Below are 25,004 nucleotides of genomic sequence, written 5' to 3' on the forward strand. Positions count from 1 at the left end.
CGCCACCAACGCCAGCGAGGCTCAGCTTCGCTGGCGTTTTTTAGTGGCTGAAGATGTACAGGGAGAATGAATAGACCGGCTGCAGGACTAGTTCGCTGCCCCTACAATCAAGCGGGTGAATTTGAAGCCACTCTCTCTAATGCTTGTCGTTGCAAAAGGAAGTTGTGATGCGTTGGGATCCAATCTCGTTTCTGAAGCCCGTTCAGTTCTTGTTCCTTCTTTTCATCTTGCCGAGCGTTGGGCGCTGCGAAGAAATTCCCGAGCCCGACTTCGACCAACCCACCGAATTTGTCGGATCGGTCGTTGATGCGGAGGGGCTCGCGGTTTCAAACGCTCCTGTCGAAGTCCGCTACTACGACGGTATCAACCCCCGGCAAACCGCGCAAACGGAGACCGATTCGGAAGGCAAGTTCCGGTTCCGCGTCAGGATCGGTGAGCCGGTATTCCGTCAAACTCTTTTCCGGACGAGCCATCCGGATGGATCCCAATTGACGTTTCACATGGTTGGACCCGAGCCAATCAAGGAACGTCCATATCCGGTGAAGCTCAAGCTTGAAAAGGCCGCTCGTGCAATTGCACGAGTCATCGACGGGGACGACAAACCCGTCGAGGATGCGAAGGTGCTGATCATGTTGGCAAACAATTATGGTTTGGATGGAATGCCAACCGAAATGCCAGGAGAGTACGCGGTCCTGTACCCACCATCGTCGACCATTCAGTCCGTCATCGCTCGGAAGGACAAGCTTGGAGCAGATTTCAGAACCTATTCTCTGCCCTATGAACTTCGAAGCGACAATAACGCGAAGGCACCTGAATTTCCTGAGGATGGTGAGACGCTTCGGCTTGACGGAACTCGTCCCGCGACGTTGAAGGTGGTCACTGGCAGCGGAGAGCCATTGCCCGGCGCCGATGTGTACCCATGGGTGTTAGGGAAGGAACCTGGCGTCGACCGAATCAGTCTTAGCGGCACCGATTCGTTCGTCCAGCAAACGAATGCGAACGGCTTGGTAGCCTTCGATTGGATGCCTCGCTGGCAGACGTCTCCTGTACCGTTAACGGTTTCGCTCGATGGATACGCACAACGACGTGCGATGTATTTGCCAAACTCCAATCACCAAGAGCTTTTGGTGGTCATGAACAAAACCGTTCCGATTCGTGGAACAGTCATCGATGCTGAGGGAAAGCCGGCCTCAGGTATTCGAGTGATCGCTCGAGGAAGCGGGCACGCGCCCGATGGTGGAAGTGGTCAAGACATCTCCGCCGAAGATGGAACCTTTGAAATGTCGGTTCCCGGCGAGCAGATCTACTTGCTGACGGTTGAAGATGAGACATGGGTGACCGATGGCGTGCCCACGTTCGCGGTCAACAATGGATCCCCCGTCGAAGGCATCGAACTTCAGTTGCGTGAACCGACCGTTGTCTCAGGAACCGTCACTGATGTGAAAACTGGCGATCCAGCCCCCAGAAATCGATTGGTGGTCAATCTCGATGGAACACCGCTGAACGAACTCAAGAACGTCACAATCGTGAACCCCGAAAACTTAAATCGACATGTTCAACCGATGTACTATTTCGTCACGCAAACCGACGATCAAGGTCGCTATGAGTTGAAACTTGGAAACGGTGACTATCGAATTTCCCCCTCTCCTCCACGCACTCACGTCGAATTTACGGTTGCGGGTGAGGAGTCTTTGACGGTCGACGCCACTACGGAAGTCATTCGCAAAGTTGAATTGACCGGAACCGTACGAAACAAGTCTAATGGCCTTCCTATCGCGAATGCTCATTTGGAGGGCGTGCCCACTGAATTTCGAATTCGAGGCTGGCAGGCTCGCACCGGTCCCGATGGGAGATTCAGCGTCGAGACCGAGGACAGCTCGTTCTACATCCACACGAAAAACGAGGATGGAACTCTCGCATCGATCCTCATAGTTGAAAACACCTCTGACGCGGTCGACATTGAATTGCAACCAGTTGGGGCAGCTCATGGAGTGCTTCACCAACACGAATCCGACGCGCCCGCTGCGACGGAAGTTTTTCAATACGCTGTCCCAGTGCAAAACCGGAACTTTAAAACTTTCAAGCCAAGTTTTGGCGGCACCGTCTTAACCGACGCGGAGGGTCGGTTCGTCATTGAAAACTTGGTTCCTGACCAAGAATACAATTTGACGATGACGGGGAAGGATGGCCGGTCTAGAGGTTCGCTCGGCGAACTCGAAGTGGAAGCCGGTGAAAACAGAGATCTTGGCACTTTGAAAATGCCCGCTCCATACAAACCGTATGTTGCGCCAACACTCGATGATCGCATCGAGCGAGCGATGGCGGTCGAAGGGACGGCAATGGAACGTTTCAGCCGCGCGGTCCCGCGAGTTCAGAGTTCCAAACAAATGTTGTTGATCGCGGTGGGTACGATCAACGAACCTCGCCTGCACGACTTCATGCAGTGGCGATACGAGGACAGCGACTATCGCAAGGTTCGGGATGACTACCTGGTCATGGCGATATCAACCGAGAGCGATGAAAAAAAGGAACAAGCACGCGAGTTGTTGGACGAACTTGGGGTCAAGAACCTGGATCAATCCATTGAGTTTTCATTGGTGCTGGTCAACGCGGACGGCGAGCTCATCGAACATGTGTCTGGGAAAGACTTCATCGTCGAAGAGCAGCTTTCGAAGTCACACGTGATCGATTGGCTTGACTCGTTCCGTCCGGATCCGATTGACGCTCGAGAGCTACTGAAGACGACATTGGCTCAAGCCAAGAAAGAGAACAAACGTGTCATCGTTCAAGAAACGGCGACTTGGTGCGGGCCGTGCCACATGTTGTCCGACTTCCTCAGCGAACACCGCGATTGGGAAGCGGACTACCTGTGGGTGAAGATGGATCACCGCTACACCGGTGCTCGTGAATTGATGCAAGAACTTCGCGATGGGGCAGAGGGCGGCATTCCATGGTACGCAATCGTTGATTCGGACGGCAAACGATTAGTAACTTCCAACCGAGAAAACGACGGCAGCAATATTGGCTTCCCATCCAGCGATAGCGGTCAGAAGCATTTGAAGCACATGTTGATGGAAACAAAGCTGAAGATGACCGAAGATGAGATCACGTCGTTTGTCGATCACTTGAATGACGACGAGTAGAACAGTTGTCCCCAGCTGTTCCGGTGCCAAGTTTGCTTTTGGAACGCATTTCACAAATCGAATGCATCCAAACGCTCTCTTAATCCGTTCGCCCTCGCAACAAGTTGCGAACCTCGCCTGTTGAAGAGGTCGTGCAGTTTTGAAGTGCCGTGCTCGGAAGGTTGAAATCACCCTCCTGAACGGAGAGGTCGTGCAGTTTTATTTCACCCTCCCTTTGGGAGGGTCTGAGGTGGCCTGGGTTTTGGGGGCCACGCGTCCTCTTATTTTAGCAGGGGACGGTTGATTCGAATCTGGTCGGCGAAAGATAGCCGAGCGATGAATGAAGTCGCGATGTGTTGTAGTAGGCAATGAACTCTGTGAGTTCACTCAACGCCTCGCGATAGCTTTCATACTCGGTCATTTGCAACTCCGTCTTGATCGTTCCAAAGCAAGATTCCATAAACGCGTTGTCGTAGCAGTCACCAGCTCGGCTCATGCTTTGACGCATCGAACTGCGTTGGATGATCGCTCGGTATTTCTTGCTTGCGTACTGACCGCCGCGATCGGTGTGGTGGATGAGATCTCTTGAAGGCTGTCGACTTCGAATCGCCTTTTGGAGCGTCTTGATCACGAGGCTATCGGTCATATCCATTTCCAAAGACCAGCCGATGATCCGTCTGGAAAAGCGATCCATGAGGGTCGCCATGTAAGCGAATCCAGTTCGCACGATCGGAATGTAGGTGATGTCGCCTACCCACAAACGATTGACGCTCGTTGGCTCAGGCCGCTCAAGCAACAAGTTCTCATTGTAGCCCAGGGTGTGTCGACTTTCGGTCGTTCGCGGCTTGAACGATTTTGGCTGCAACGCCGATAGCCCCGCAATTCGCAGTAGTTTGGCGACCCTTTCACGTCCGATTGCAACTCCTTGTAGTTTCAGGTCTGCAGCGATCCGTCGGGCACCGTAGCGTCTGCGGTGTCGATGAAACGTGGTGATCACCATCGGCAGGACATCCATGTCGCTCTGTTCTCTTTGGCTTGGAGGTTCGCTTTGAAATCGCTGAAACGCGGATCGCGAGAAACCGAGGATCTCGCCGACTTCTCGCTGCGATGCAGTGCCATCGCGAATGATGCTCAGCGCGGCGGAGTAGAGCTGGCTCACTCGTTTCGGCCGAAAATGATCAAAGCTTTTTTTAAAACATCGCGTTCACGCTCGACCCGTCGCAGCTCTGCCTCGAGTTCGACGACGCGGCTATCGAGCACCTCGCCAACCGGCCCGGCCGACTCGACCTGTTGATTCTTCCACCGGTAAAGAAGGTTCGTTCCGGAGATCCCCAGACGCTCAACAATCGATTTTGCTGAGTGACCATCGAGCAACATGGCAACTGCATCACGTTTGAATTCGTCGGTGTAAGTACGTCGTTCAGGATTCGCTGAAGGCTTGGTCTTTCTGGGCATCTGAGGTTCCTTGAGTTCTTTTCAGTTTAAGGACTCGCGTGGCCCCCAAAACCCAGGCCACCTCAGTCGGCCCGCTTCGGGCCGGGGAGGGTTACGCGCTGGTTCCGATGCTCGACCCTCCCCTCGCTTCGCTCGACCCTCCCAGGGGGAGGGTGATGATAAACGCTTGGCAACACAGCAGTTAAAAACTGCACGACCTCGCAGCGGGAGGGTCGGAATGCGAGCGTTCAGTGAGATTTCCGGGAGAGACAACCCGTGCTGCGATCTCATGCCCGGCCCTCACCATCGCGTACGCCTGAACGGCGTCGCTTGACCTCTCCCCAAACTTCGTTTCGGGAGAGGTGCGTCATGCGAAACCCGCCAATGTAAGCAATGTCTAGGGGCCTTCCGGCTCGAGCTAGGAGCGACGTCCCCTCCGGGGCGCCAAGGTCGTCAGTCGGAGAGGAACGCACCCGGCAAAAAAACAGCCCGAGAGAAAACTCTCGGGCTGCTGAAATGCTTCCGTTGGCGAGCCCTGCGTCAGGCTGCCAAAGAGTGGCTCATGCTCACGCGAACGGTGAGTACTTGCCTGGTGTTGGCGTTGGGTACTCGCCGTCTTCACCTGGCAGAGTTGGTGGAGTCGACTCGAGGGTGTACTCGTCGATTCCTGGGCAGAGGTCCTTGCCCTTTTCCATCAGGTCGTCCCATTTGACGATCTTGCCGGAGTAGCAAGCTTCGCGACCGAGGATGGCACAGAACGTTGATTTCGCTCCGTACTCGCCTTCGTTGTAGATCTCGCCACGCATCAGAGCTTCGATCAAATCGTGTTGCTCTTGTTGGTGACCGTTCAGGCGTTTGCCCTCGAACGACCATTCGTTTTCGCCCATGATTTTACCCGATGGGTTGGCGGAACCCTTCGAGCCGATTGCGAATTCACCAACGTGGTTCCAACCGCCTGCCAGGTGACGGCCTTGGCTGTGCATCTTCGAACCGTCGGAGAATGTGTACTCGCAGAACGTGTGGTCGAAGATTTGCGACTTGGTCGCGTCTCCGCCCATACGTTGCTCGCGACCGCCCATGCCGTTGCACTCGACGGGATATTCGCCTTTGACCCAGCAACCGACGTCCAAGTTGTGGATGTGTTGCTCACAGATTTGGTCGCCACAGATCCAATTGAAGTGGTACCAGTTGTTGCACTGGAAAGCCATTTCGCTCTGGTCTTCGCCCTTGTTGCGATACCAGATGCCGCCACCGTTCCAGTAAACCTGTTGCGACAGAACGTCGCCGATCGCACCGTCATGAATGCGTTCGATGCACTGCATGTAGTGTGGCTCGTGACGACGCTGAAGTCCGATGCCGACCATCAGGTCCTTCTTCTTCGACTCTTCGACAGCCTTCAGAACTCGTTTGACGCCGGGAGCATCCGTCGCGACGGGTTTCTCCATGAAGATGTGACGTCCCTTGTTCACCGCGTACTCGAATTGTTGCGGTTTAAATCCAGGAGGAGTCGCGATCACAACCAAGTCACAATCAACGTCGATGGCAGCTTTGTAACCGTCCAAGCCGGTGAAGACGTTCTCGGGTGGAACGGCAACTTTGTCGCCGAACTTACGAGTCAAGCCTTTGATCGTGCCTTCTGCTTTGTTGCCGAATGCATCGGCCACGGCGACCAATTTCACGTTGCCCTTGGTGGACATGATGTTAGCGGCGGCTCCGGTGCCGCGACCACCACAACCGATCACGACGAAGCGAATGACGTCGTCACCAGCCGCATGTGCGTTTGGAATGGACACGCCAGCGAGAGTGCTGCCGGCCAAGGTCGTGCCAGCGATCAATCCAGAATCCTTGAGGAACGAACGGCGGCTCGCATCGAGTGTGCGGCTGGCTTCTTTGGAAACGGGTGGCTTCGGCTGTGGCATCAGAGACTTCCTGTAGCAATACGTGTTGAACGGGTCCCGAGGGAATCAGAACGTCCGCGTGAGGTTGGAAAACTAGGCGGGAACCACGACAGCTCGCCGAAATGACAGGCTCGTTTTCAACAATCAACCAGCGAGTCAAAAGATGGGGATCGGGCAAAATGCGTCGTGACAGAACGTGATTATACCCGAGAACGCACCCTGAGGTTCACGGAGTGGCAGGAATTGCTCGTCAAGTCTTCGGAATTGTGGACTAAAATGAAGACAAACGGATCTTTCCTTCCAACGAGAACAGAGCAGTGTCATGCGGCGTTTTTTGATCGCTTCGGCCTTAATCTTTGGCGTCTTTGCGCCGACAGCAGACGCCCAACGACCCGTCGCCCGCTACCGTGGGGGACCGGGAGCGGGTTTCGGATTCTATGGACCTGCGTACCGGACGCCTGGCTATCTCGTTCCGCCCCCGTTTTTGCCGGGCCCTGTGGCGGTCGTTCCAGTCGGGCCGCCAACCGTCCGCCCTGGTTCCTATCGCGATCCACTGTATCGCTATCGAGGCGTCGCCCCAATCGGGCCGGCCATTGCGGTTCCGCCGTTCCCCCCGGCACCCGCGATCGTTGTCGCTCCGCCTGTTTTGGCGGCCCCATCAATTGGTGGGTTTGAAATCAACACACCGGGGTTCCGACTCAGCATTCCGGGGCCTCCGCCTTATCCGGTTGAAAGTGCTTATCCGGCCGAGGCTTCCTACCCATCGGATCCGGTGGTCGCCGCTTACCCGCCCACTCCCGGGCCAGCATTTGATGTGGCGACGCAGTTGACCGAAGGCGTCGAGCGTCTCGCCGCATCGCTGAACACGATCGAGGACGGTGACATCTGGTGGGACTACCTGCAGATCGACGCGTTGCGACAAGTCACCGACAACTCTCAGGTCACCTCGGATGGTTCGATGACCAGCGAAGCTGCCGCGAAAATCGAGTCCGCCGCTCGGGCGTATCAAGGTGTCACGTCGAATGGACAACTCGGCAACATCACGAGGCTGGATGGGTTCGCCGAAACGAGAGACGCTTTGGTGGTTCTTTCGCAGTCGCAATCGATTTTGTCCGAGTCAGCTGACGCACCCGTCGCGGCCCCGTTGCAAGCAACGTCGACGATGTCGAACGAGCCCACGTTGGCTCCGTCGCCCGATGAAGCGAATGACGCGGATGTGTCGCAGCCAACCGACGAGTCGGATGAAGCCGACAGAAGTATTGAAGGCTCGGTCGAGGAATTGCCGGCACCGCCGAAGATCAAGATTTGATCGATTGGTTGGATTAGGCGGCGCGAACAGTTGTTCGCTGTTTGGCCGCGTGTTGATGGCGAGGTGCACGCCTCGCTTTGTTCCAAAGCATCGGTTGGGATGCCATGTGGAACATGGCCTACGAACGCATCGGGCCGATTGCCATGTGGGACATGGCCTACGTGCTTTGTGGGCGACGGTTACTTCTGCGTGGCAAGTTTTCGGAAGTAGGCTTCGATCGCTTCGCGGTAGTGGGTCGGTAGATCGCGGCTGATTTGTTGCAGCGATTCTTGACGTTCTGCGGGAGGCAGATTGCCCCAGCCGTTTTGATCATCGATCTTTTTGCGGTCCGCGTCGCCTTGTCCGCTCGCACCGGCAATGCGGCTGTCATCCATCGGTGACGCTTGGCCATCGGATTGGCCGCCGTTGCCGCTCGCACTTTGTTGTTGCTGCTGCTGTTGTTGCTGTTTCTGCTGCTCTTCTTCGATCTTGTCGATCAGCTTGGTGAGCTTGTCGATGACTTCTTGTTCGCGATCCTTCGTCGCTTCATCAGCACGACCCAAGTCCAGGCGACGCGTGACGTCACTCATCAACCGAGAGATTTCGTCAAGCGAATCTTTCTTCAGCGGTTTGATGTCCGCGACCATCATCTCGGCGGTGCGAGCGTAACGAGCGGGAATTTGATCCTTGCGTTGCAAGAGTCGACGCAGGTCGGACAATGAATCCTTGATCTTCAACTGAGCGTGGTAGCACGCACCGCGATAGAACAGCAGCGTCGCCGGATCGGGGCAGATCATTGGATCCACTTCAGCAAAGATTGGCAGGGCTTCGTCGTAGTAACGAGCACGCACCAATTCGCGGCCGATCCAAGTCCGCAGGGCGGCTCGCAATTCGTTGGGCATCGATTCCACGATCGCGTAATCGGGACCGTTGGGATCCATGGCTCGGGCAGTCGACAACAGGTCGCCATTCAGACGACGCATTAACTCCGACAGCACATCGAATTGTGCGGAAGCGGCGTCGACCCAAGCGTTCAACGGTTCGATGTCATCGCGTTGGACTCCGACCAAAAAGTGCTCGGTCGCTTGGTCCATGGAATCGGGAGCGACACCGAGAGTGTCGAGTGCGGCGCGGAGCTGCTCTGCCATCTCTTCCGAATCTCGCAGCGGCCAATCGGCGTCGCTCTTCAAACCCGTGTTGCCATCCGTTCCCGGATTGAGTGGCTGGGCTTCTGATTCAGGAATGATCTGGACGAAGGAAGACTGTGACTGGATGGAAGACGAATTCGCTGGACGGAAAGCTTCGTTGGCGGTCGAGACAACGACACGGTCGGAGGTGAGCCCGATGTCGGCCAACACGGTCGAAGCCGAGAAGGAGGCCGGCGACAGTGTGAGCAGCGCAGCAGCGAAACGAATTCTCATCAGCAATGGTCCATTCAAGGTCGCGGGAGGTGGTTCCCTATTTGTTCCGCTCGGTCACCAAATCGCGTGTGATTTGATAAAGCCTATCTTGTCTTTGCGACAAATCGCGGAGCAATGGCAAGACATCTTCGGCAGAAGTTGCCTTGCCATCCATCAAACTAGCATAGCGATCCGTGGAGCCCTGGATGCGAGTTTGCATCGTTCGGATCAATTTTAACTCGGCCAACTTTTGGACAAGGGGTTCTTCTCCAGAACCCGACGGTTGCCCCCCACCGTCGCCCTGTTGTTCCTGTTGTTTCTTTTTTTCCAGGTCACGTTGTGCCTTGGCTAACGCCGCAATCATTTCCTCCAACCCCGCCAAGATGTCGGTTTGAAGGCCCTGAGTGACCAAGTCAATTTTGCTTTGGCCCAATCGAGTCGACACGCGGACCGTGTCTTCCCGCAGTTGCGAAACCACTTCGGGGAACGCGACACTTGAGCCTTCTTCTCGCAGAAGCAGCATTGCACGGTCGGCTTCGAACGTGATTTTTTGCTCTTCAAACGCCAAGTCGCCGGCTTTCAAATCAGTCGCGCGATTGCGTTGCACTTCCGGTGTTTTTGCAAGTTGAACGGTTTGATCCAGCACGGCGGATTGCATCGCCGCCATCTTCCGCAAGCGAGCTTCCAGCTTGGCCAGTTCCCGTTCCATCTCTTCTTCGCGAAGTTGACGAAGGATCTTTTCCAGTCGATCGATCGCGCGACGCAGTTCTTCTTCGGCTTGTCGTTGTTGTTTGGTTGCTTCTTGGCGTTCGTTCTGAGCCAGCTTGTCTTGAGCTTCCTTCATTCGCTCGATCGCTCGCTGCAATTGCTCCTCGGCTTGTTCCTGAGGCGATTGCGGTTTGGGCGGTTGTTGCTGCGAAGATGACTGCTGTTGGCCGGACTGTTTCTCGCCTGACTGTTGCTGTCCGGATTGCTTTTCGCCGCTTTCCGATTGTTGCTCGCCGGAGGGTGATTGCTCACCGTTCTTCTCACTCGATTCTTCGTTGGCGGGTTCGCCTTCGGAAGATTCGGAGGACTCCTTTTCACCTTCCGACTGTTCGTCGCTTGGTTGTTCACCTTCGGATTGCTTGCCTTGTTCGGAAGCTTCCTTGGGTTCGCCACCGTTTTCAGATTGGTTCTCGGAACCTTCGTTCTGCTTGCCGCTTTCACTTGGCTGATCGCTGCTGCTTTCTTCGCCGGGTTTTTGCTGAGCTGATTCTTGTTCGCTTGGATCCTTCTCGCCGGACTCCTGTTGCCCAGGTTCCATCTCGCTTTTGTTGTCGGACTCGCCGTCGGATGCCTTCTCAGTCGATTCTTTCGATTGGTTCTCGGCCGACTCGCCTTCGGCTGATTCGCCTTCCGAATCGTCCGATTCTTCTTCGAGTTCTTTACGAAGCTCTTCCGCTCGTTCGGCGATCGCCTTCTGTTCCTTTTCGACTTCGCTCATCTCGACACCATTTTCGGTGCGAGCCCGGACGCTGCGTTCATTGCGTTCGGTCAGGCGAAGTTGTTTGATCAATTCCGAGATGCGTTTCTTTTCGTCTCGAATACGTGAGCTTCGGTCTTCGCTCATCAACAGCTTCAAGATCGATTGCAGTTCATCGGTGGCTGACTTTTGGTCCGTCATCGCTTTGGATAGCTGACCGTCGCCGATCATCTTCCCCGCGCCGCGAAGTTTCTCCAGCACAAACCGTTCGCGAGACTGCTTGGCGACCCGGCGAAGCAGAGCCGAGCGTTCTGGGTTCTCGGTGGCTTCCATGTCAGCCAAACGAAGCAGCAATTCCTCCAGTCGTTCGTAACGAGTCGCGACGCTTGATTGGCGAGACGCGAGCGTGGTGACTTCATCGCCGGAAGAAGCTTGGTTGCTGGCTTGCTGCGCAACACTCGTTGAAATGGACAGAACCATCACGGTCGTCGCCAACACGCACGAACAAACCAATTTGACGGACCGACACCCAACCGCGAATGCGATGCGGCGAGACTCGTTCGCGTGGTTCATGGGATTGGCGTTCATTGTTTGGCTTTCCATCCGCGGTTCACGTCGCGGGGACGCTTTCAGAAAACGAACCCAGTCGACCGCCCGCGTTCGCGTTGCTTTCTACTTGAACAGATCCTGGACCTGCTGGTTTCGAGTTTCTTCGGTTTCCTCGATCAATTCTTCCTGATCGCTGATTAACCCTCGGACCAAATCCAGAATTTCGTTGAAACTTTCTAGGTCAAGCATTTTTTCCAAGACGGCATTGAGCGACAGAAGGACCTCGTCGGTTGTAGCAATTGCCGCAGTCGCTGCGTCGGTCATCTTTGCGGGAGACGATTCGGCGGTGTCCTCGGACATCAGCACGCGTTCCATCGAAGTGATTTGACGCTGCAAACGTGGCAAGGGTTCCGTCACAACCGCGGACAAGGGGTCATGCACCCCAACTTCCAATCGTTCACGACGGTCAACCGAATCGACTCGGTTCTGCACCATTTCCAACAGCATGTCCTCCAGCCCGACGACGATCCCGGCCAATTCTTCGGTCGATTTGGTCGTCTGCAATTCAGCTTGGCGAATCCGCAGTTGGACTCGTTGTCGGGCCCGCACGTCTTCTTCACCGTCAACTTCGTTGTCTTCGAGTACGTCGGACTCATCCGGATTGTTTTCCTCTTCCGGAGACTGGAGAACATCCAGTGCGTCGTTTTGAACCGCGGCCAAGCTTTGGCGCAGTCGCTGAGTCTCGTCGATGGCTTGTTCCAATCGCGAGCGGAATTCCAGTTCGCGTCGCTCCAGAGTTGCCAGCAGAGTTTCTGGAGTTACGACTTGAAGACGAACCACTTCGCCGCGAATTGAGTGGGGGGCACCCAGATTGAAACGGTCTTTGGCCGTCGTGAAAATCTGCACGCTTGCTCCAGGAGCCAACCCACTGACGGTTCCGTCGTCGGTCAAGTCTCGCAAGTCGAACGTCCAATCGGCATTCCCATCGCGATCCATCTCGGGCGAAACCGTGTGCTGCTGCGGTTCCGCATTGATCGAGTCGTCCGGTTTGGCTTCGCTGCTGTTATCGGCGACGTTCTCTTCGGAGGCTCGGACGGCCATGGTCAGGCTCAACGATTCCACGCCGTAGTCATCCGTCGCGGTCGCTTGGATCGGCAGCATCGCGATTGGAGTGATCGACGAACCGATGCCCTTCATGGTCATCGATGTCTCGGGGACTTGGTCGCGAACGACGCCGATGAAGTATCGATACGAGGCTTGGGCTGAGATACCGGTCTCGTCTTTGGGAACCAAACGCACGGACGTGGGTTCTCGCAAATCCGTTACGGACCACTCAAATGACATTCGATCGTCCGCGATCTTGACGACCGGTTCGGCGGCTTCGTTTTCACTGTCTTCGTTCACGTCTTCGGACGTCGTGGAGACATCCACTGCGCCGAGCGGTTTGCTGCTTGTTCCACGAAGCGTCAACGAACTGCCTTCGCGAATTCGGAAGCCAGCTTGGTATTTCAAAATTTGATCGGACGAATCAGGCGAGGCACCGCCGGCGTCGAAGATTCGCAAGTAGTCCGGGTAGCGAATCGCCAGTTCCATGTCCGCGATCGCGGGCGGGTCGACGGCTTCGATTCGATAGTCGAGCAAGCGATCGTCCAAGCCACGAATCGTCATCGTGACGGACTCGGCGAGTGACGCCAGCGGCGGGCCATCCAGCACGAATGATTGGTAGCCATCTTGGATCCGACCGACTCGTCGAAGGTTGCTTTGACCTCGATTGCCGGAATCATCCACATAAGAAACGGTGCAGATCTCCGGCACGGTGTGCCCGAGTTCTTCCGTTGCGGCGCGAATGCGAAGCGTCGTGCTACTGCCACGAGCCAACCTCAGCGTCTTGTCTTCGAAGGACAGCAGCTCGGTGCCGACTTCTTCGGTTTCATCCGCGGTGATGATTGGCGACTCGACGCCGATCATTTCGAGCTCGGCTTTGCGCGGCCAAGGTGAATCCGAAAACAACGACAACCGTCCAACCGCTCTGGCAAATGTTTGCGGGCTGGCAATCGCCATCACCAACGCCGCCAGCAACAACGGAACGACCAGCATCAACTTGCGACGGATCGGCTCCCATCGGAACACTCGCCCAAATTCGACTTGGTCCACCGCCGCGGCGGCTTCTTGGTGAACATGTTGCAGAAGGACAGGACTGTGCGAATCGTGCGAACGATTTTGTTGAGTCAGTTGGACGGCGGTGACCAGGCGTCCGCCGAGACTTGGGTGATGACGTTCTATCAGCAACGCCAATGAGTCATCGGGCAATTCGCGATTGAGTCGCCCCCACAACCATTTGGCCAGGATCACGACGACCAAGACGGCGACAACAAACAGAACGACCGCACGAGCCGAACGAGGCATTTCGCTGCCGCCGATCCGAACCGGCAGATAGTCGACGGCGAGTGCCACCCAAAAAACGACCAGCACGAGCGCCGCGATCGCGAGCAGCGAATCCCAAACGATGTAGCGCCGCACCCGGTCTCTTAGTCGTGACAATAAATCACGAAGCCCCGGATCCAACGATTCAGTACGACCCATCCGATTCCCAATTCGATTTGTACGTGTGTCCGTCGTCCCCATCGTACCAATGATCCACGAACCAGCCTATCGCGTTGGAAATTCGATACGGTGGAGTCTTTGGGCCTTGCTGACGCGGCGGGTTGTGACGGGGGGCGGAGTCGGGACCCAGTCGTTGAGGTTTCGGAATTCGAAATGCATCAGTTCGATCGGCGAGGCTTCTGGCGGGAGCTGACTCGTTGGCCATAATAGATCACTGTGCGAATGCCCTGACGGTGACCCACCAAGGCTCGATCCCAATCCGTTCGCATCGTCGGTCCACCAGCCACGGAGACCTCGCCGGCGAATTCACGAATCATCCATCCACGTTGAGCTGCGGGCGAATCAGCCGGTGCGTTGCGGCGACGCATCTGGATGTCGTCGCCATCGACCAATTCACGTTCGCTGTGATCGGCGATGAAGCGAGCGAAATAACCGTCTTCTGACAGCTCGTGGTAGCGAAGATCGATCTTCTTCCGCGAGATCCAAGACGCATGCTCACCCGCCATGTCGCCGACGGCTTGGTCCAGCATCCAACGTTTTCCCAGCCAATCGATTCGACCGAGTCCTTGTGCGGTTTGATTGCCATCCTTGCGGAACTGTCGCACCAACCGAATCGACTCGGCCCAGTGCTGAAGTGCACGATCGGCTTCGTCCCATTCCGATGTTTGTCTCGAATGCTGTTGCTGATCACGGACGAACTTCTCTGCCGCACGATAGTATTTCGTTTGCATCTCCAGCGAAGTCATCTCACCGTGGCTGGTAGGAACCCGGCGAAGCAAGTTCCAATCGCGATTGAAAACATGCAGGGCTCGAATTGGACGACGAAGTTTGGGCAAGTCTTTGGTTTGCTTGGCTTCGATCATATCCAAAACCAAAGCCACGCTGCCGACCTTGGCCCACTGAGCAAGATCGCTGAGGTTGGAATCGGACAGTCCGATTTGCAGTCGTTGTCTGCGTTTCAACAGTTGTCCTGTCTCTGCGATCGAACGCCAAGAACGACCACACAGCTTGGACAACCAGTGTCCGTAAACGAAAATTGGACGTTCGCCGTTGAAGCCACCCATGTCGGCAACCCGATCGACTCCCAACGCTTTGCCCGACAAAAAAAAGCAACCGTCATGGTCCAGGTGGCCGGTCCCCATGATCGCGACTCGCGACACGAGCAAGCCGGTCAAGTAGCGACGCTGAGATCGAAACGCGAGATGCGAACCGATCACTCGCAGCGACATCACCAGCGGAAGGTGAAGCATTCGCAGCGAGGTGATGGACAACCACTGAAACCATCTCGGCAAAGCAACGAAGCTCTGCTCCGAATCGTTCGTGTCAACACGCTCGTGTTGGCCTGGTTGACTGTCAGTGCCGTGATCATCGCGACGAATGATCGAAGAGGCTCGTTGGCACAATTGCTGAATCAATGAAGCGACAACGATTGCGACAACAACAGGGAACGACAGCAGCACGCAAGCGATCTGCAATGCCCAAACAAAACAAATCGCGATGCGATACGTCAGCAAACCGAAACCGGTCGCGACGTCGGTCTCGTAGTTCTCTTGGCACCCATATAAATGGCCGGCCGCGTCGCAGCTGTTCTTCAGGACACGAAGCCGATCCACGTTTTGATCGGCCGACCACTGAACTTCGCGTGAAGCGTCTCGCATGATCTCATCGATCGCGCGTTGGCATGCCACCAGATCGCTCGGGCGATAAACTTCCGGAGTGGCCATTTCGACCAGCCCGCCCGGTCCATCGCGGAACGCGAGGTGAGTTTCCAGGTTGATCGCGGAGCCGTTGGCCAGAAATCGACGGTCACCGCCGTCCAGTCCTTCCACCGCGGGCATATGCCGGCAGATGGCGTTTCGCAGAGCCACGTAGACCTCACGTGCCGAAACTTCCGACTTCAGCGAACCGTCACTCGGTTCGATGAAGGTCGCGAATTCGGTTTCCATTCCCATCAGTCGCCGACACAGACGCTGGTGGATGGCAATCTTCGCTGATGGCTGCGTCATGAGTGGAACGGGCGTTTGGGGCCGGAATCATTCGCCGTCGTGGTGCGTGTTCGCTCGGTGAACGTACGTCGCCGCATCCTCGCGGGCGTCCAAGCTGATGGATGACGCAAATGCTTGCAGTCCCGCCTTGTCGTTGTCCGGCGACTGCGGCGCCGAGGGCTCGACTGGCAACGGACGCGGAAGGTGGGGCCGGTTTCGCGGTGGAGCAGCGTTTGGCTGCGTTTCAGTGACATTCATATTGAGAAGACCTTCCGTTCGACTTTCAGAACGATTCCATTTGCTCGGGCCGCGTTGATCGGATGATCATCACCGCCATCCGATTGATGGGCAGTGCGCGGTGTTTCGCGTTGACTCCTTCGGTGCCATCCATTTGGCCACCTTGGTCACCATGGAGCAGCAACGCGGTCGGTGTCGTCATTCTAACACTCCTGCGGCGTCAGAATTTCCCGATCGCGGGCAAATTCACTTGGTTGATTAGAAATAGCTGGATGGCGTCTGGTGGCCGAACGACTCTCTCGGCCCCAATTGGGCCTGTCAGCCGGCAGGCAGAGGTCGTCGGGGCTGTCAGCCGTTCGGCGTTAGCCGCGGTTCCCACGCACAATCGGGGCGACTGCTCAAACGGATCAGGGGATGAGGCCCAATCATTCCTATTTACCTACTCTGAACGTTCAATGACGCTCGATCCACCGGCTCTGCTTCGAGCAATTTCAAAGCCACGATTCGCCACTCTTCCTCTGACGAACAAATTTTCCGGGAAACTTTTTTTGGAATTCCGAAATTATTTTTTTCTCTCCCGCAAAATTTTGTGGAATTTTTTACGCATCGGGATCGCTTCCGAGCTCTCTCGGGGGATCCAGAGCCATCGCGACGGCCCTTGACGTTTTGGCCCAAACGCCCGTATTCTCTGGAAAAGTCGCCAGCGTAGCTTCAATTGGCAGAGCATCGCATTCGTAATGCGAGGGTTGCCGGTTCAAATCCGGCCGCTGGCTTTGATTGGCAGAAAAGTTTTTTACTTTTTTGCCACCGAGTGTCGGGCGAATTTTGCATCACATTGATTGTGATTCAGATTCCTCGGCAAAACACTGGCCTGCAGAGCACAATCCGGCAGGGCAGCGCGCCACCTGACTCTTTATCCCTCCTTTCGGATCGCTGTGCGAGCGAGCCGAAGTTACCCCGGACAAAACGAAGATGAGCGAAGTCGAACTCGAAGTTCTCGACCTGAAGCAAATGGTTCTGGCGAGCAACTCGTTCGGCCCCAGCGACGTCGCCGAAATTCGGCAGGCGATCACCGAAAACTACGGACACTTCGGTGAACTGCGCGACGCGGTCAACGAAATGGAGCAGGACGACGCCCTGACTCCCGCCGGCAAAACCAAAATGGGTGTTTGCCAATTCATGCTGGGCCGTTTCAAAGACGCGTCGGAGACTCTCTCCGCCGCCGACGGAAGCGCGATGGCGTTGTTCTACAACGCTCGTTGCCAATTTGAATTGTCGAGCTTTGATGGGGCAATCGAAGGTTACGAACAAGCCAAAACGTCGGGCTACAACGAAGACCAGTGCAAAATCGGTATCGCCGAAGCCAAGCGTTACCAAGGCAAGATCGAAGAAGCGATGGCGATCTTGGACGACATCTTCGGCCCCGCCGAACAAACCGCGGACTACATGTACCAACGTGCGGCAACCGCCGCTCAAATCGGTGGCCGGATGGAAGAAGCCATCAATTTGTACCAACGTGCGGTTTCGACTGACGAAAACCACGCAGGTGCCTTGTTTGGTTTGGCTCTCGAAAACGACCGCTTGGGCAACGACGACGAAGCTCTTCGTTTGTACGAGCGTGCCGCGAAAGCATTTCCGACCGGCATCGGTGCCCTGATCAACTTGGGCGTGATGTACGAAGACAATGGGCAATACGACAAAGCCCAGCTTTGCTACAAGCGAATTCTGGATTGCCACCCCGATCACCCTCGGACGCAGCTGTACATGAAGGACGCTTCGGCGACCGGAAACATGCTGTACGACGAGGAAGCCCAACGTCGCAACGATCGTTTGGCTCAAACGTTGAACATGCCTGTTGCAAACTTTGAACTCAGCGTTCGAAGCCGCAACTGCCTGCAAAAGATGGGCATCGAAACGATTGGCGACCTGACCCGCCACAGCGAACAAGAGTTGCTTTCGAGCAAGAACTTCGGCGAAACCAGCTTGGTCGAAATTCGCGAAATGCTGTCGCAAAAAGGTTTGTCGCTCGGCCAGTTCGCTGGTGAGAAGAAATCCAACGACCCGCCTGTCGACACTTCGCACATGTCGCCCGACGAACAAGCGTTGCTGGAGCGTCCCATCGCGGACCTCAACCTTTCCGTACGTGCTCGCAAGTGCATGACTCGATTGCAAATCAACTCCATCGGTGAGCTGATCCGCAAGACGGGCGACGACATGCTCGAGTGCAAGAACTTTGGGGTGACCAGTTTGAACGAAGTTCGCGAAAAGCTGGGTGACCTCGGATTGAAAATGCGGGGCGACTGACCCGCTTGTTTCGCTATGAATTGATTGGCACCGATGGAGGTGCCCGGCGCGGTGTGTTCCATACGCCGCGCGGACCGGTCCGCACGCCTGGCTTCATGCCGGTGGGCACGCTTGGGACGGTCAAAGGCCTGACGATTGATCAAGTTGCCGCCACCGGTGCGGACATGATCCTCGGCAACACGTATCACCTTCGTTTGCGTCCGGGGCATGAGACGGTTGCTGCTCTCGGCGGGCTGCATAAAATGTGTGGCTGGGACGGCCCGATCCTCACGGACTCGGGTGGGTTCCAGGTCTTCTCGCTCGGTGCGATCAATAAAGTCACCGAACATGCGGCGACATTTCGTTCGCACATCGATGGCGCAAAGATCGAACTGACGCCTGAGCATTCAATCGAGATCCAGCAGGCTCTCGGTAGTGATGTGGCGATGGTTTTGGACCACGTCATTGCGCTCCCCGCACCGATGACCCAAGTCGAAGATGCGCTCGCTCGTTCGATCCGCTGGGCCGCGCGATGTCGCGTCGCGGCTGATCGAGAGGACCAGGCTCTATTTGCGATCGTGCAGGGTGGTTTGGACCGAACGCTTCGTCAGCAGTGTGCAACGGAGTTGGCCGCGATGTCGTTCGAAGGCTACGCCGTTGGTGGTTTGTCGGTGGGCGAGCCTCCCGAGGACATGTACACGACGACGGGGTTCACGACGCCGCATTTGCCGGTGGACAAACCACGGTATTTGATGGGCGTAGGCACTCCGCGTGACTTGCTGGAAAACATCGCTCGCGGGATCGATTTGTTCGATTGCGTCATGCCAACCCGAAACGGCCGCAACGCTCTGGCGTTCACTGACGAAGGACCGCTGAAGCTTCGCAACGCGGTTCACAAGCTGGACACTCGGCCGCTGATGGAAGACTGCCCGTGTCTGGCCTGCCGGCACAGTCGCGGGTATCTGCGTCATTTGTTTGTTGCGGGCGAGATGCTCGGACCCATTCTGCTGTCCCATCACAATCTGATGTACTACGGTCGTTTGATGCAGGCAACGCGCGACGCGATCGAAGCGGGCGAGTTTGAGGCGTTCAAAAATGCCAAGTTAGCGGGCTGGGGACACGAACCGTTCCACGAGTCGGTCTAGCAGTTCAGCTGACCGCCATTATGGGGGGCTTCGTCCGTACGATGGACTTCCAAGTCCGTCGGTCCAAACAGTTGCCGGACTCGCCAGAATTCGGACGGGAATGGGAGCACCGAATTCGGCTAAATGACCGGAACTAATTTTTCGCTCACGACTCGTCGAGATCGTCGTTTCGCAGAACGCTGTCACCAGCCGACAGGCTCCCGTCGGCCAGTTTTTGCTTGATCTTTTCTCGAGTTGCCATCAAGCGTTCCGTGCGTTCTTCGTTCTTGGCTTCGCGACGTTTGAGTTTCGCGTAGCGTTTTTGGATGCCCTTTTCGGCGGCTTCCAATTCTTCCATGCGATGCTTCAGGTCGGCAGACAGCTTCGCCGATGTGGAATCCGGTGTGGCATCGTTGCCCATGGATGTCATCACGCCGGACAGCGACGCATCGTCGTCCTCGTCTTCGGCGAATTCACCAAGCCGTTTGCGACGGATCCAGTCGGGTGAAACGAAGATCCCGTTGGCTCCGATCATCATGATCCCGAACGTCATCATCCCCAGGAACAACGCGATTCCGCCGTGAACGGCAACGGCGACGGTCAGCGTGATTCCGCGAGTCAATCGCGGCCAGATGAGCGCACAGTAGAAGATTTCCCAGAACATCGTGAGGTGTGATAACGCCGTGAAAACCGTTGGGAAACGGCCCAGGAACGTCAGGTCGAACGATTGGTATTCGTAGTTGGCAATTGCGAACCAGACCGCTGTTCCGTCCCACCACAATTCGCCCCGAGCTTTCGCGAGTCCGCCAAACAGATAGATCACGCAAAGGTGAACTTGCAGCAACCGGGTCGCCACATTGACGGCGACGGTTTTCTTGTCAGCTGGGAAAAGCCAGGCTTTCCATCCGGTCAGAGTTTTTTCGCCATCGTTCGTGAACCGGCGTCGCAGTTTCGCATCGATCGACCAAATGGCTCCGCAGGGGACAAAGGCCAGATACATGACGCAGTAGGTGACAATTTGGTCCAAGCCAAAGAGGCTGCCGAGCAACCGATGCACCAACATCAATTGCAGGAACCACGCCAAAGGACCGGTCAGGCGAGTCAAGAAGCCGACCATGAAGCTGGCCGTGACCAGGATCGTTGCGAGGTGGTTGAGCCAAAGAACCGTCGGGTTATCGACCAACCAAAGATACGACCATGCGGCGGTGCGTTCCCCGAGCGTTCCGTCATGCAGTCGCGCGCTGGTTTCGTTGTCAATCCAAGCCTCGGTGCCGACGAATGATGAGAAGTCGGTGGCAAGAACCAGATGCGAATACAACAGCATCGCACCCGTGATGATTCGCAACACGGCGAGCGTGTCGATGTTCCGAGGCGTGAACCAAAAACGGTCCCAGCTATCGAGGCAGGACAAAGCGTATTGTTTGAAGGAATCGACCATCACGAGGCGTCCTCCGTTGCGGCGACAGGTTGATTCGATTCGCCTGTCTCAGTTTCCTCATTCGAATCCGTTTTGCGTTCACCGTCTGGGACGGGAACCGGTTCGGAGTTCTTCGGATCGATTGGAATCGCGTTTTCGGCATCCGGTTGCGGCAATGCTTCCGCGGTACCGAGCAAGCCCTCCAGCGTGATGGGGACATCGGGCAGTTCGACGTACGATCGCTCGTCGGTCAGCGACAGGTCTTCTTGGGTGAATAGCACGAAATCCGGAATTTGATGTTCGAGACGCACGATCTCGACATCCGATTTGCCGGTTGACTGCAGGTGTCGCACCATCGAATCGGCGATGCGTTCGTATCGTTTGCGTCCCAGGCGAAGCGTTTGCAATTCTTCGGGGCTGAGTTCGGGACCGATCAGCTGGCTGACTTCGAGCGGCAGGGCGGGTTGGTAAGAGTCATTGAGAAACTCGGCCAGCATGAAATGGCGATGGTATTTCAGGCGTGGCCATTGCTCGTCGAGATCCGGGAAAACCTGAGTGGTTTTGCCAGCATCCGAGGTCGCAAGAACCAGGTGGCTGGGACCGGGATCGGGAGCGAAAAACGCGTAGCCGCGATCCATGTAGAGCCACTGCGCCATTGGGGAAATCACCTTCAGCAACGCTCCGACCGAGGGCGAGAGGCCGCGAGCACCCCGTGCCTGAAACGCCAGCGGCGGCAGGATCATCGTCAGCAACATTCCAATCAGGAGGAAGTTGTTAACGATACGCTTGCGAAGTGATGGCGGCGGGGAATCGGGCTGAGACACTGGAATTTTGCAGTCCCGAGAGAGTACTGAGGCGGACGGGTGGCGGTCGAAGGGCCGTTTTCGCAGTCTTGGTTTGCTGAGTTTCACCACGTGCTTCACGCGGGGCAAATGGCGAGCGAATTTGGGTACTGCTTCGATTTTCGCCCAACCTTAATCCGTCCGCATCCCGTGTACAGGCGACGGCTTTTGACGCCCAAATTCGAGCGGAGGCGATTCGCCCGCAGAATTCATCTTGGTTTGGAGACCCGATTTTAGGCATAAGCATCTAATCGACGAGAATCGTTTCGTCGCCAGCCTATTCAATTGCTCCAATCTAATCAGTCATCGAATGCGTCAGGATTCCCGACGATCGCTGTTGTTGTGGCCAATCACGGCATCACTTGCCGTCCTAGCGACCACCACAACGCCTTACTTTCTGAACTCGACCGGTTTGCAAGAACCCGGCGGATTGTTCGCCAAGTTCGGTTTCGGAAGATCGGTCGATGCGCGCTCGGAGGTCCACTCCGACCGGAAGATCGAGTCGTTTGCTTCGGATCGAAACGGCGATTCGTCAACCGGCGGGATTGGATCCGGAAGCTCCACCAATGGCTTTTCGCCCTCGAGTCGTCACGGATTTGGAGCACCCGAACCTCTCGCGCCACTGAATCATTCGGAACCGAAACTGTCTCAGACGCCAGCGGAGGACGCCCACCGTCCTGATCGTGGGGCTCGGGGATTGTCGATGCCGGAACGATTGGTCAGCGATGTGTCTGATTCGCCCGGAACGCTGCAGGCTCCGGTCGTCGACCTTGAAACGGAACTGGCAGGTTTTGCTGAGGCCTCAGAACCGAAGCCGGTCATCGAACAAATCACAGCAGCCGTTCCGGCATCGTTGTCTCCCGGATTGGAGGCACCCGCCCAGGAACGGCCCGAATCGATCTCATTGCCCACCGAGATGTTCCACACCAAATTGGACGAAGGTTCCTCCGAATCCAATTCGCTGATCCCCGATTCGGTCGCGGTTCTGGCGAAGCCCAGCGTTCCCGCGGACGATGTTCCGCAATTGAATTTGGATCTGCCTCGTTTCGTTCGCCCGCCAGTTGTCTCGCCCGCCGACAACACGAACGCGGCGAAGAGTCATCACCCGACCGGATGGCCACTGGCAAAGCAACTGCGAGTCGAATTGTCGGAGCTTTCTTCTCACGCGAATTTGGCTCTGGATTCCAATGAAGAGTTGAGCGATGTGTTGCTGACGTCGGTCGACATCGAACAAACCGATTTGAAGACAGCTCACGACGAGATGCTGCGAATGGGAAACCAATACAGCGGATCCACCTCGTCCGAAGAAGCGATGCGTCGTCAGGCGACTTCGATTGTCATGGGACGTTGGGCGGAAGAAGTCGATGAACGTTTGACTGAGCTTCGCCAACTGGCTCGATTGGGCGAACAGGACGCCGGGCCGATTCTGCGTGAGCTATCGTCGTTGGCAGCCGCAGGATTGCAATTGGCCGAACGAGCCCCTGAACGTGATCAGCAAGTTCGTTGGCTGCAAGCGTCTCATTCGTTGGCACGTCGCACCAGCGTGTGGGCATCGATCTGGCAACTGGCTCGCGGGCACGCGGATTCATTCGAACCGTCCGGCACGTTGCCAAACGAAACGCTGACACTGCACAGTCAGAACAAGGTGCACGAACGGTTTGATGTGCACCAACTGATTCGCGATGTGCGTGAGCAGTTGCCCGAGACCGGCGATCCGAATGGCTGGGCAACTTTCTTATTGCTCGACAAAATTCAAACGCTGGCGTCCTCGGACGACATGGATGAGCGAGCCCTTACCGCTCAGCGGTATCTGTCTCGAATCACGTCGCAACGATTGGCACCGGAACACGATTCGTGGTTGAACCAGGCTGCACTTCAGCAATTGACCGAAGCCATGAAGACCTGGAGTGCGATGCCGATTGACTACGTCGCACTGCTGCAAGATTTGGAAAGAGCCGAAGCGGACTCGATCGACTTGGCGGCCGTGAAGGTCACCAACGCGTTTCAGTCGCTGCGTTTTTCCGATGACGCTCACGCGGCGCGAGTCGCCAAAGCGATCGACTTGAACTACCGAAATGCGAACGTTCGGACAGCGATCTCAGCCAAGCTGATCGAGCGGTTAATCCCTTCCGTTCCAGATCGCTCGTCGCCCATCGCGACTCAAATTGCCGGCACACCTGTGCGAGGAACCAGCAACGTCAGCACCGCGATGAATCTGCGTTTGAATCCGTCGCCCGGTCAGTGGAGCATTGATTTGCTGACTCGCGGGGACGTTTCGACGCAAAGCCGTGCTCAACAAAGCGGCGTGACCGTTCACTCCAATGGCTGGGCCGAGTTCGATGCGTCGACGCCAATCCGCATTTCGCCGACCGGTCTGATGGTTGGCGGCACCGAAGTTCAAGTCAACGCGAACAACCGTTTGCAACGAATTGATTCGAAGGTCAACGAATGGCCGCTGATTGGGTCGTTGGTGCGTGGCATCGCGGAAAAGAAATACCAAGAAACCAAGTCGTTGGCCAACCAGCGGACGCGGCAACAAATCCGAGACGAAGTTTCAAACCGGACGCAATCAGAGCTGGGAACACAAACGACAAAGGCGGAAGAGAAGTGGGATGACCTCGTGCTCGGTCCGCTCGGACGTTTGGAGTTGTCGCCGACAGTGATCGACTTGGAAACCACATCGGAACGTTTGATTGCTCGTTACCGCTTGGCGGGCGATTGGCAATTGGCCGCCCACACGCCTCGCCCGCGAGCCTGGAATGACAGTTGGTTGAGTTTGCAGATGCATCAATCTGCGATCAACAACACCTTGGAGCAGATCCTTCCTCGTGGCGAAGTCAAAACCTTCGATCAGCTTTACACCGACACATTTGCCTTGTTCGGAAAAGAAGGTGCGGCGTTGCCGGAAGAGGTTCCCGGTGAGGCAGAGATCGCGTTTTCACCGACGCGTCCGATGACGATCGAAATCGAAGACGGCAAGATGTGGCTGACATTGCGTGTGGTTCGATTGAGCCAACCGGGCAGTCCGAAGCTGACCCGATTCATTGTTCGTGCGGCCTACAAACCAGAGATCGATGGTCTGAACGCGAGGTTGGTTCGAGACGGGCATTTGCGAGTCAGCGGGCCCGGAATGTCGATGCGACAACGGCTGCCGATTCGAGCCGTCTTCAACAAGGTCCTTGCGGAGGATCGTGTGATTCCGTTGACGACGCCGAAGTTGGTCGAGCATCCTGCGATGCAAGACTTGGTGGTCAGCCAATTGGAACTTCGCGACGGATGGTTGGCTCTCGCCCTGAGCCCCGAAGCCGCACCGAGCGTCGCAACCCGACCAAGGTAAGCACGCTTCCAAATTTCTG

The 25,004-nt window shown here is 56.3% G+C and carries 16 protein-coding genes and 1 tRNA gene; 6 read left to right on the top strand and 11 right to left on the bottom strand.

From position 1 onward, the window contains the following. Positions 1-167: 167 nt before the first annotated feature. The gene (locus tag CEE69_RS04170) at positions 168-3,143 is read left to right on the top strand and encodes a thioredoxin (RefSeq protein WP_233214641.1); all 2,976 of its coding nucleotides are present in this window, start codon (positions 168-170) and stop codon (positions 3,141-3,143) included. 265 nt (positions 3,144-3,408) lie between these two features. Here CEE69_RS04170 and CEE69_RS04175 read toward each other — a convergent pair whose 3' ends face one another. From CEE69_RS04175 to CEE69_RS04190, 3 genes are all read right to left on the bottom strand, one after another. After that, positions 3,409-4,281 (bottom strand): IS3 family transposase, encoded by an 873-nt coding sequence (locus CEE69_RS04175; RefSeq protein ID WP_099259464.1) that lies wholly within the window; start codon positions 4,279-4,281, stop codon positions 3,409-3,411. Beyond that, positions 4,278-4,577, bottom strand: a complete 300-nt coding sequence (locus CEE69_RS04180) for a transposase (RefSeq protein ID WP_008655570.1) — start codon at positions 4,575-4,577, stop codon at positions 4,278-4,280. Before CEE69_RS04180 ends, CEE69_RS04175 begins: the two co-directional genes overlap by 4 nt. A gap of 545 nt (positions 4,578-5,122) precedes the next feature. After that, positions 5,123-6,475, bottom strand: coding sequence for a Gfo/Idh/MocA family protein (locus CEE69_RS04190; RefSeq protein WP_099259466.1), 1,353 nt, complete (start codon positions 6,473-6,475; stop codon positions 5,123-5,125). Between the two features lie 301 nt (positions 6,476-6,776). On the opposite strand from CEE69_RS04190, the gene CEE69_RS04195 reads away from it, so the two are divergent. Then, on the top strand, positions 6,777-7,763 hold the full coding sequence (locus CEE69_RS04195; protein WP_233214643.1) for a hypothetical protein: 987 nt from the start codon (positions 6,777-6,779) through the stop codon (positions 7,761-7,763). Positions 7,764-7,942: 179 nt separating this feature from the next. Here the strand turns inward: CEE69_RS04195 and CEE69_RS04205 are convergent, their stop codons facing one another. The 6 genes from CEE69_RS04205 to CEE69_RS32360 all read right to left on the bottom strand — a co-directional run bounded on the left by CEE69_RS04205 (position 7,943) and on the right by CEE69_RS32360 (position 16,184). Beyond that, entirely contained in the window at positions 7,943-9,181 is a 1,239-nt protein-coding gene (locus CEE69_RS04205) for a hypothetical protein (protein WP_099259468.1), read from the bottom strand. A gap of 19 nt (positions 9,182-9,200) precedes the next feature. Next, positions 9,201-11,087, bottom strand: coding sequence for a hypothetical protein (locus tag CEE69_RS04210; RefSeq protein ID WP_390179961.1), 1,887 nt, complete (start codon positions 11,085-11,087; stop codon positions 9,201-9,203). A gap of 192 nt (positions 11,088-11,279) precedes the next feature. Continuing rightward, positions 11,280-13,739 (bottom strand): polyketide synthase, encoded by a 2,460-nt coding sequence (locus tag CEE69_RS04215; RefSeq protein ID WP_099259469.1) that lies wholly within the window; start codon positions 13,737-13,739, stop codon positions 11,280-11,282. Between the two features lie 179 nt (positions 13,740-13,918). Continuing rightward, on the bottom strand, positions 13,919-15,712 hold the full coding sequence (locus CEE69_RS04225) for a proteasome accessory factor PafA2 family protein (RefSeq protein WP_099259713.1): 1,794 nt from the start codon (positions 15,710-15,712) through the stop codon (positions 13,919-13,921). Positions 15,713-15,793: 81 nt separating this feature from the next. Next, entirely contained in the window at positions 15,794-16,003 is a 210-nt protein-coding gene (locus tag CEE69_RS04230; RefSeq protein ID WP_099259471.1) for a hypothetical protein, read from the bottom strand. A 25-nt stretch (positions 16,004-16,028) separates the two neighbouring features. Beyond that, positions 16,029-16,184: a hypothetical protein gene (locus CEE69_RS32360; RefSeq protein ID WP_158230954.1), complete on the bottom strand. Its 156-nt coding sequence runs from the start codon at positions 16,182-16,184 to the stop codon at positions 16,029-16,031. 497 nt (positions 16,185-16,681) lie between these two features. Between CEE69_RS32360 and CEE69_RS04240 the strand changes: the two genes are divergently transcribed. The 3 genes from CEE69_RS04240 (at position 16,682) to tgt (ending at position 19,410) form a co-directional block, all read left to right on the top strand. Next, positions 16,682-16,755, top strand: a tRNA-Thr gene (locus tag CEE69_RS04240). Between the two features lie 199 nt (positions 16,756-16,954). Continuing rightward, a complete protein-coding gene (locus CEE69_RS04245; protein WP_099259473.1) occupies positions 16,955-18,286 on the top strand; it encodes a tetratricopeptide repeat protein in 1,332 nt (443 codons plus the stop codon). Positions 18,287-18,291: 5 nt separating this feature from the next. Then, positions 18,292-19,410: a tRNA guanosine(34) transglycosylase Tgt gene (tgt, locus tag CEE69_RS04250; protein WP_099259474.1), complete on the top strand. Its 1,119-nt coding sequence runs from the start codon at positions 18,292-18,294 to the stop codon at positions 19,408-19,410. 145 nt (positions 19,411-19,555) lie between these two features. On the opposite strand, the gene CEE69_RS04255 is transcribed toward tgt, so the two are convergent. Continuing rightward, positions 19,556-20,830, bottom strand: coding sequence for an HTTM domain-containing protein (locus tag CEE69_RS04255; RefSeq protein WP_099259475.1), 1,275 nt, complete (start codon positions 20,828-20,830; stop codon positions 19,556-19,558). Beyond that, positions 20,827-21,630 (bottom strand): hypothetical protein, encoded by an 804-nt coding sequence (locus CEE69_RS04260; RefSeq protein WP_233214658.1) that lies wholly within the window; start codon positions 21,628-21,630, stop codon positions 20,827-20,829. The genes CEE69_RS04255 and CEE69_RS04260 overlap by 4 nt, the downstream gene beginning before the upstream one ends. A 328-nt stretch (positions 21,631-21,958) precedes the next feature. On the opposite strand from CEE69_RS04260, the gene CEE69_RS04265 reads away from it, so the two are divergent. Next, complete coding sequence (locus CEE69_RS04265) at positions 21,959-24,985, top strand: hypothetical protein (RefSeq protein WP_099259476.1); 3,027 nt, start codon at positions 21,959-21,961, stop codon at positions 24,983-24,985. Positions 24,986-25,004 lie beyond the last annotated feature (19 nt).

Source organism: Rhodopirellula bahusiensis, assembly GCF_002727185.1.
GTDB lineage: Bacteria > Planctomycetota > Planctomycetia > Pirellulales > Pirellulaceae > Rhodopirellula > Rhodopirellula bahusiensis.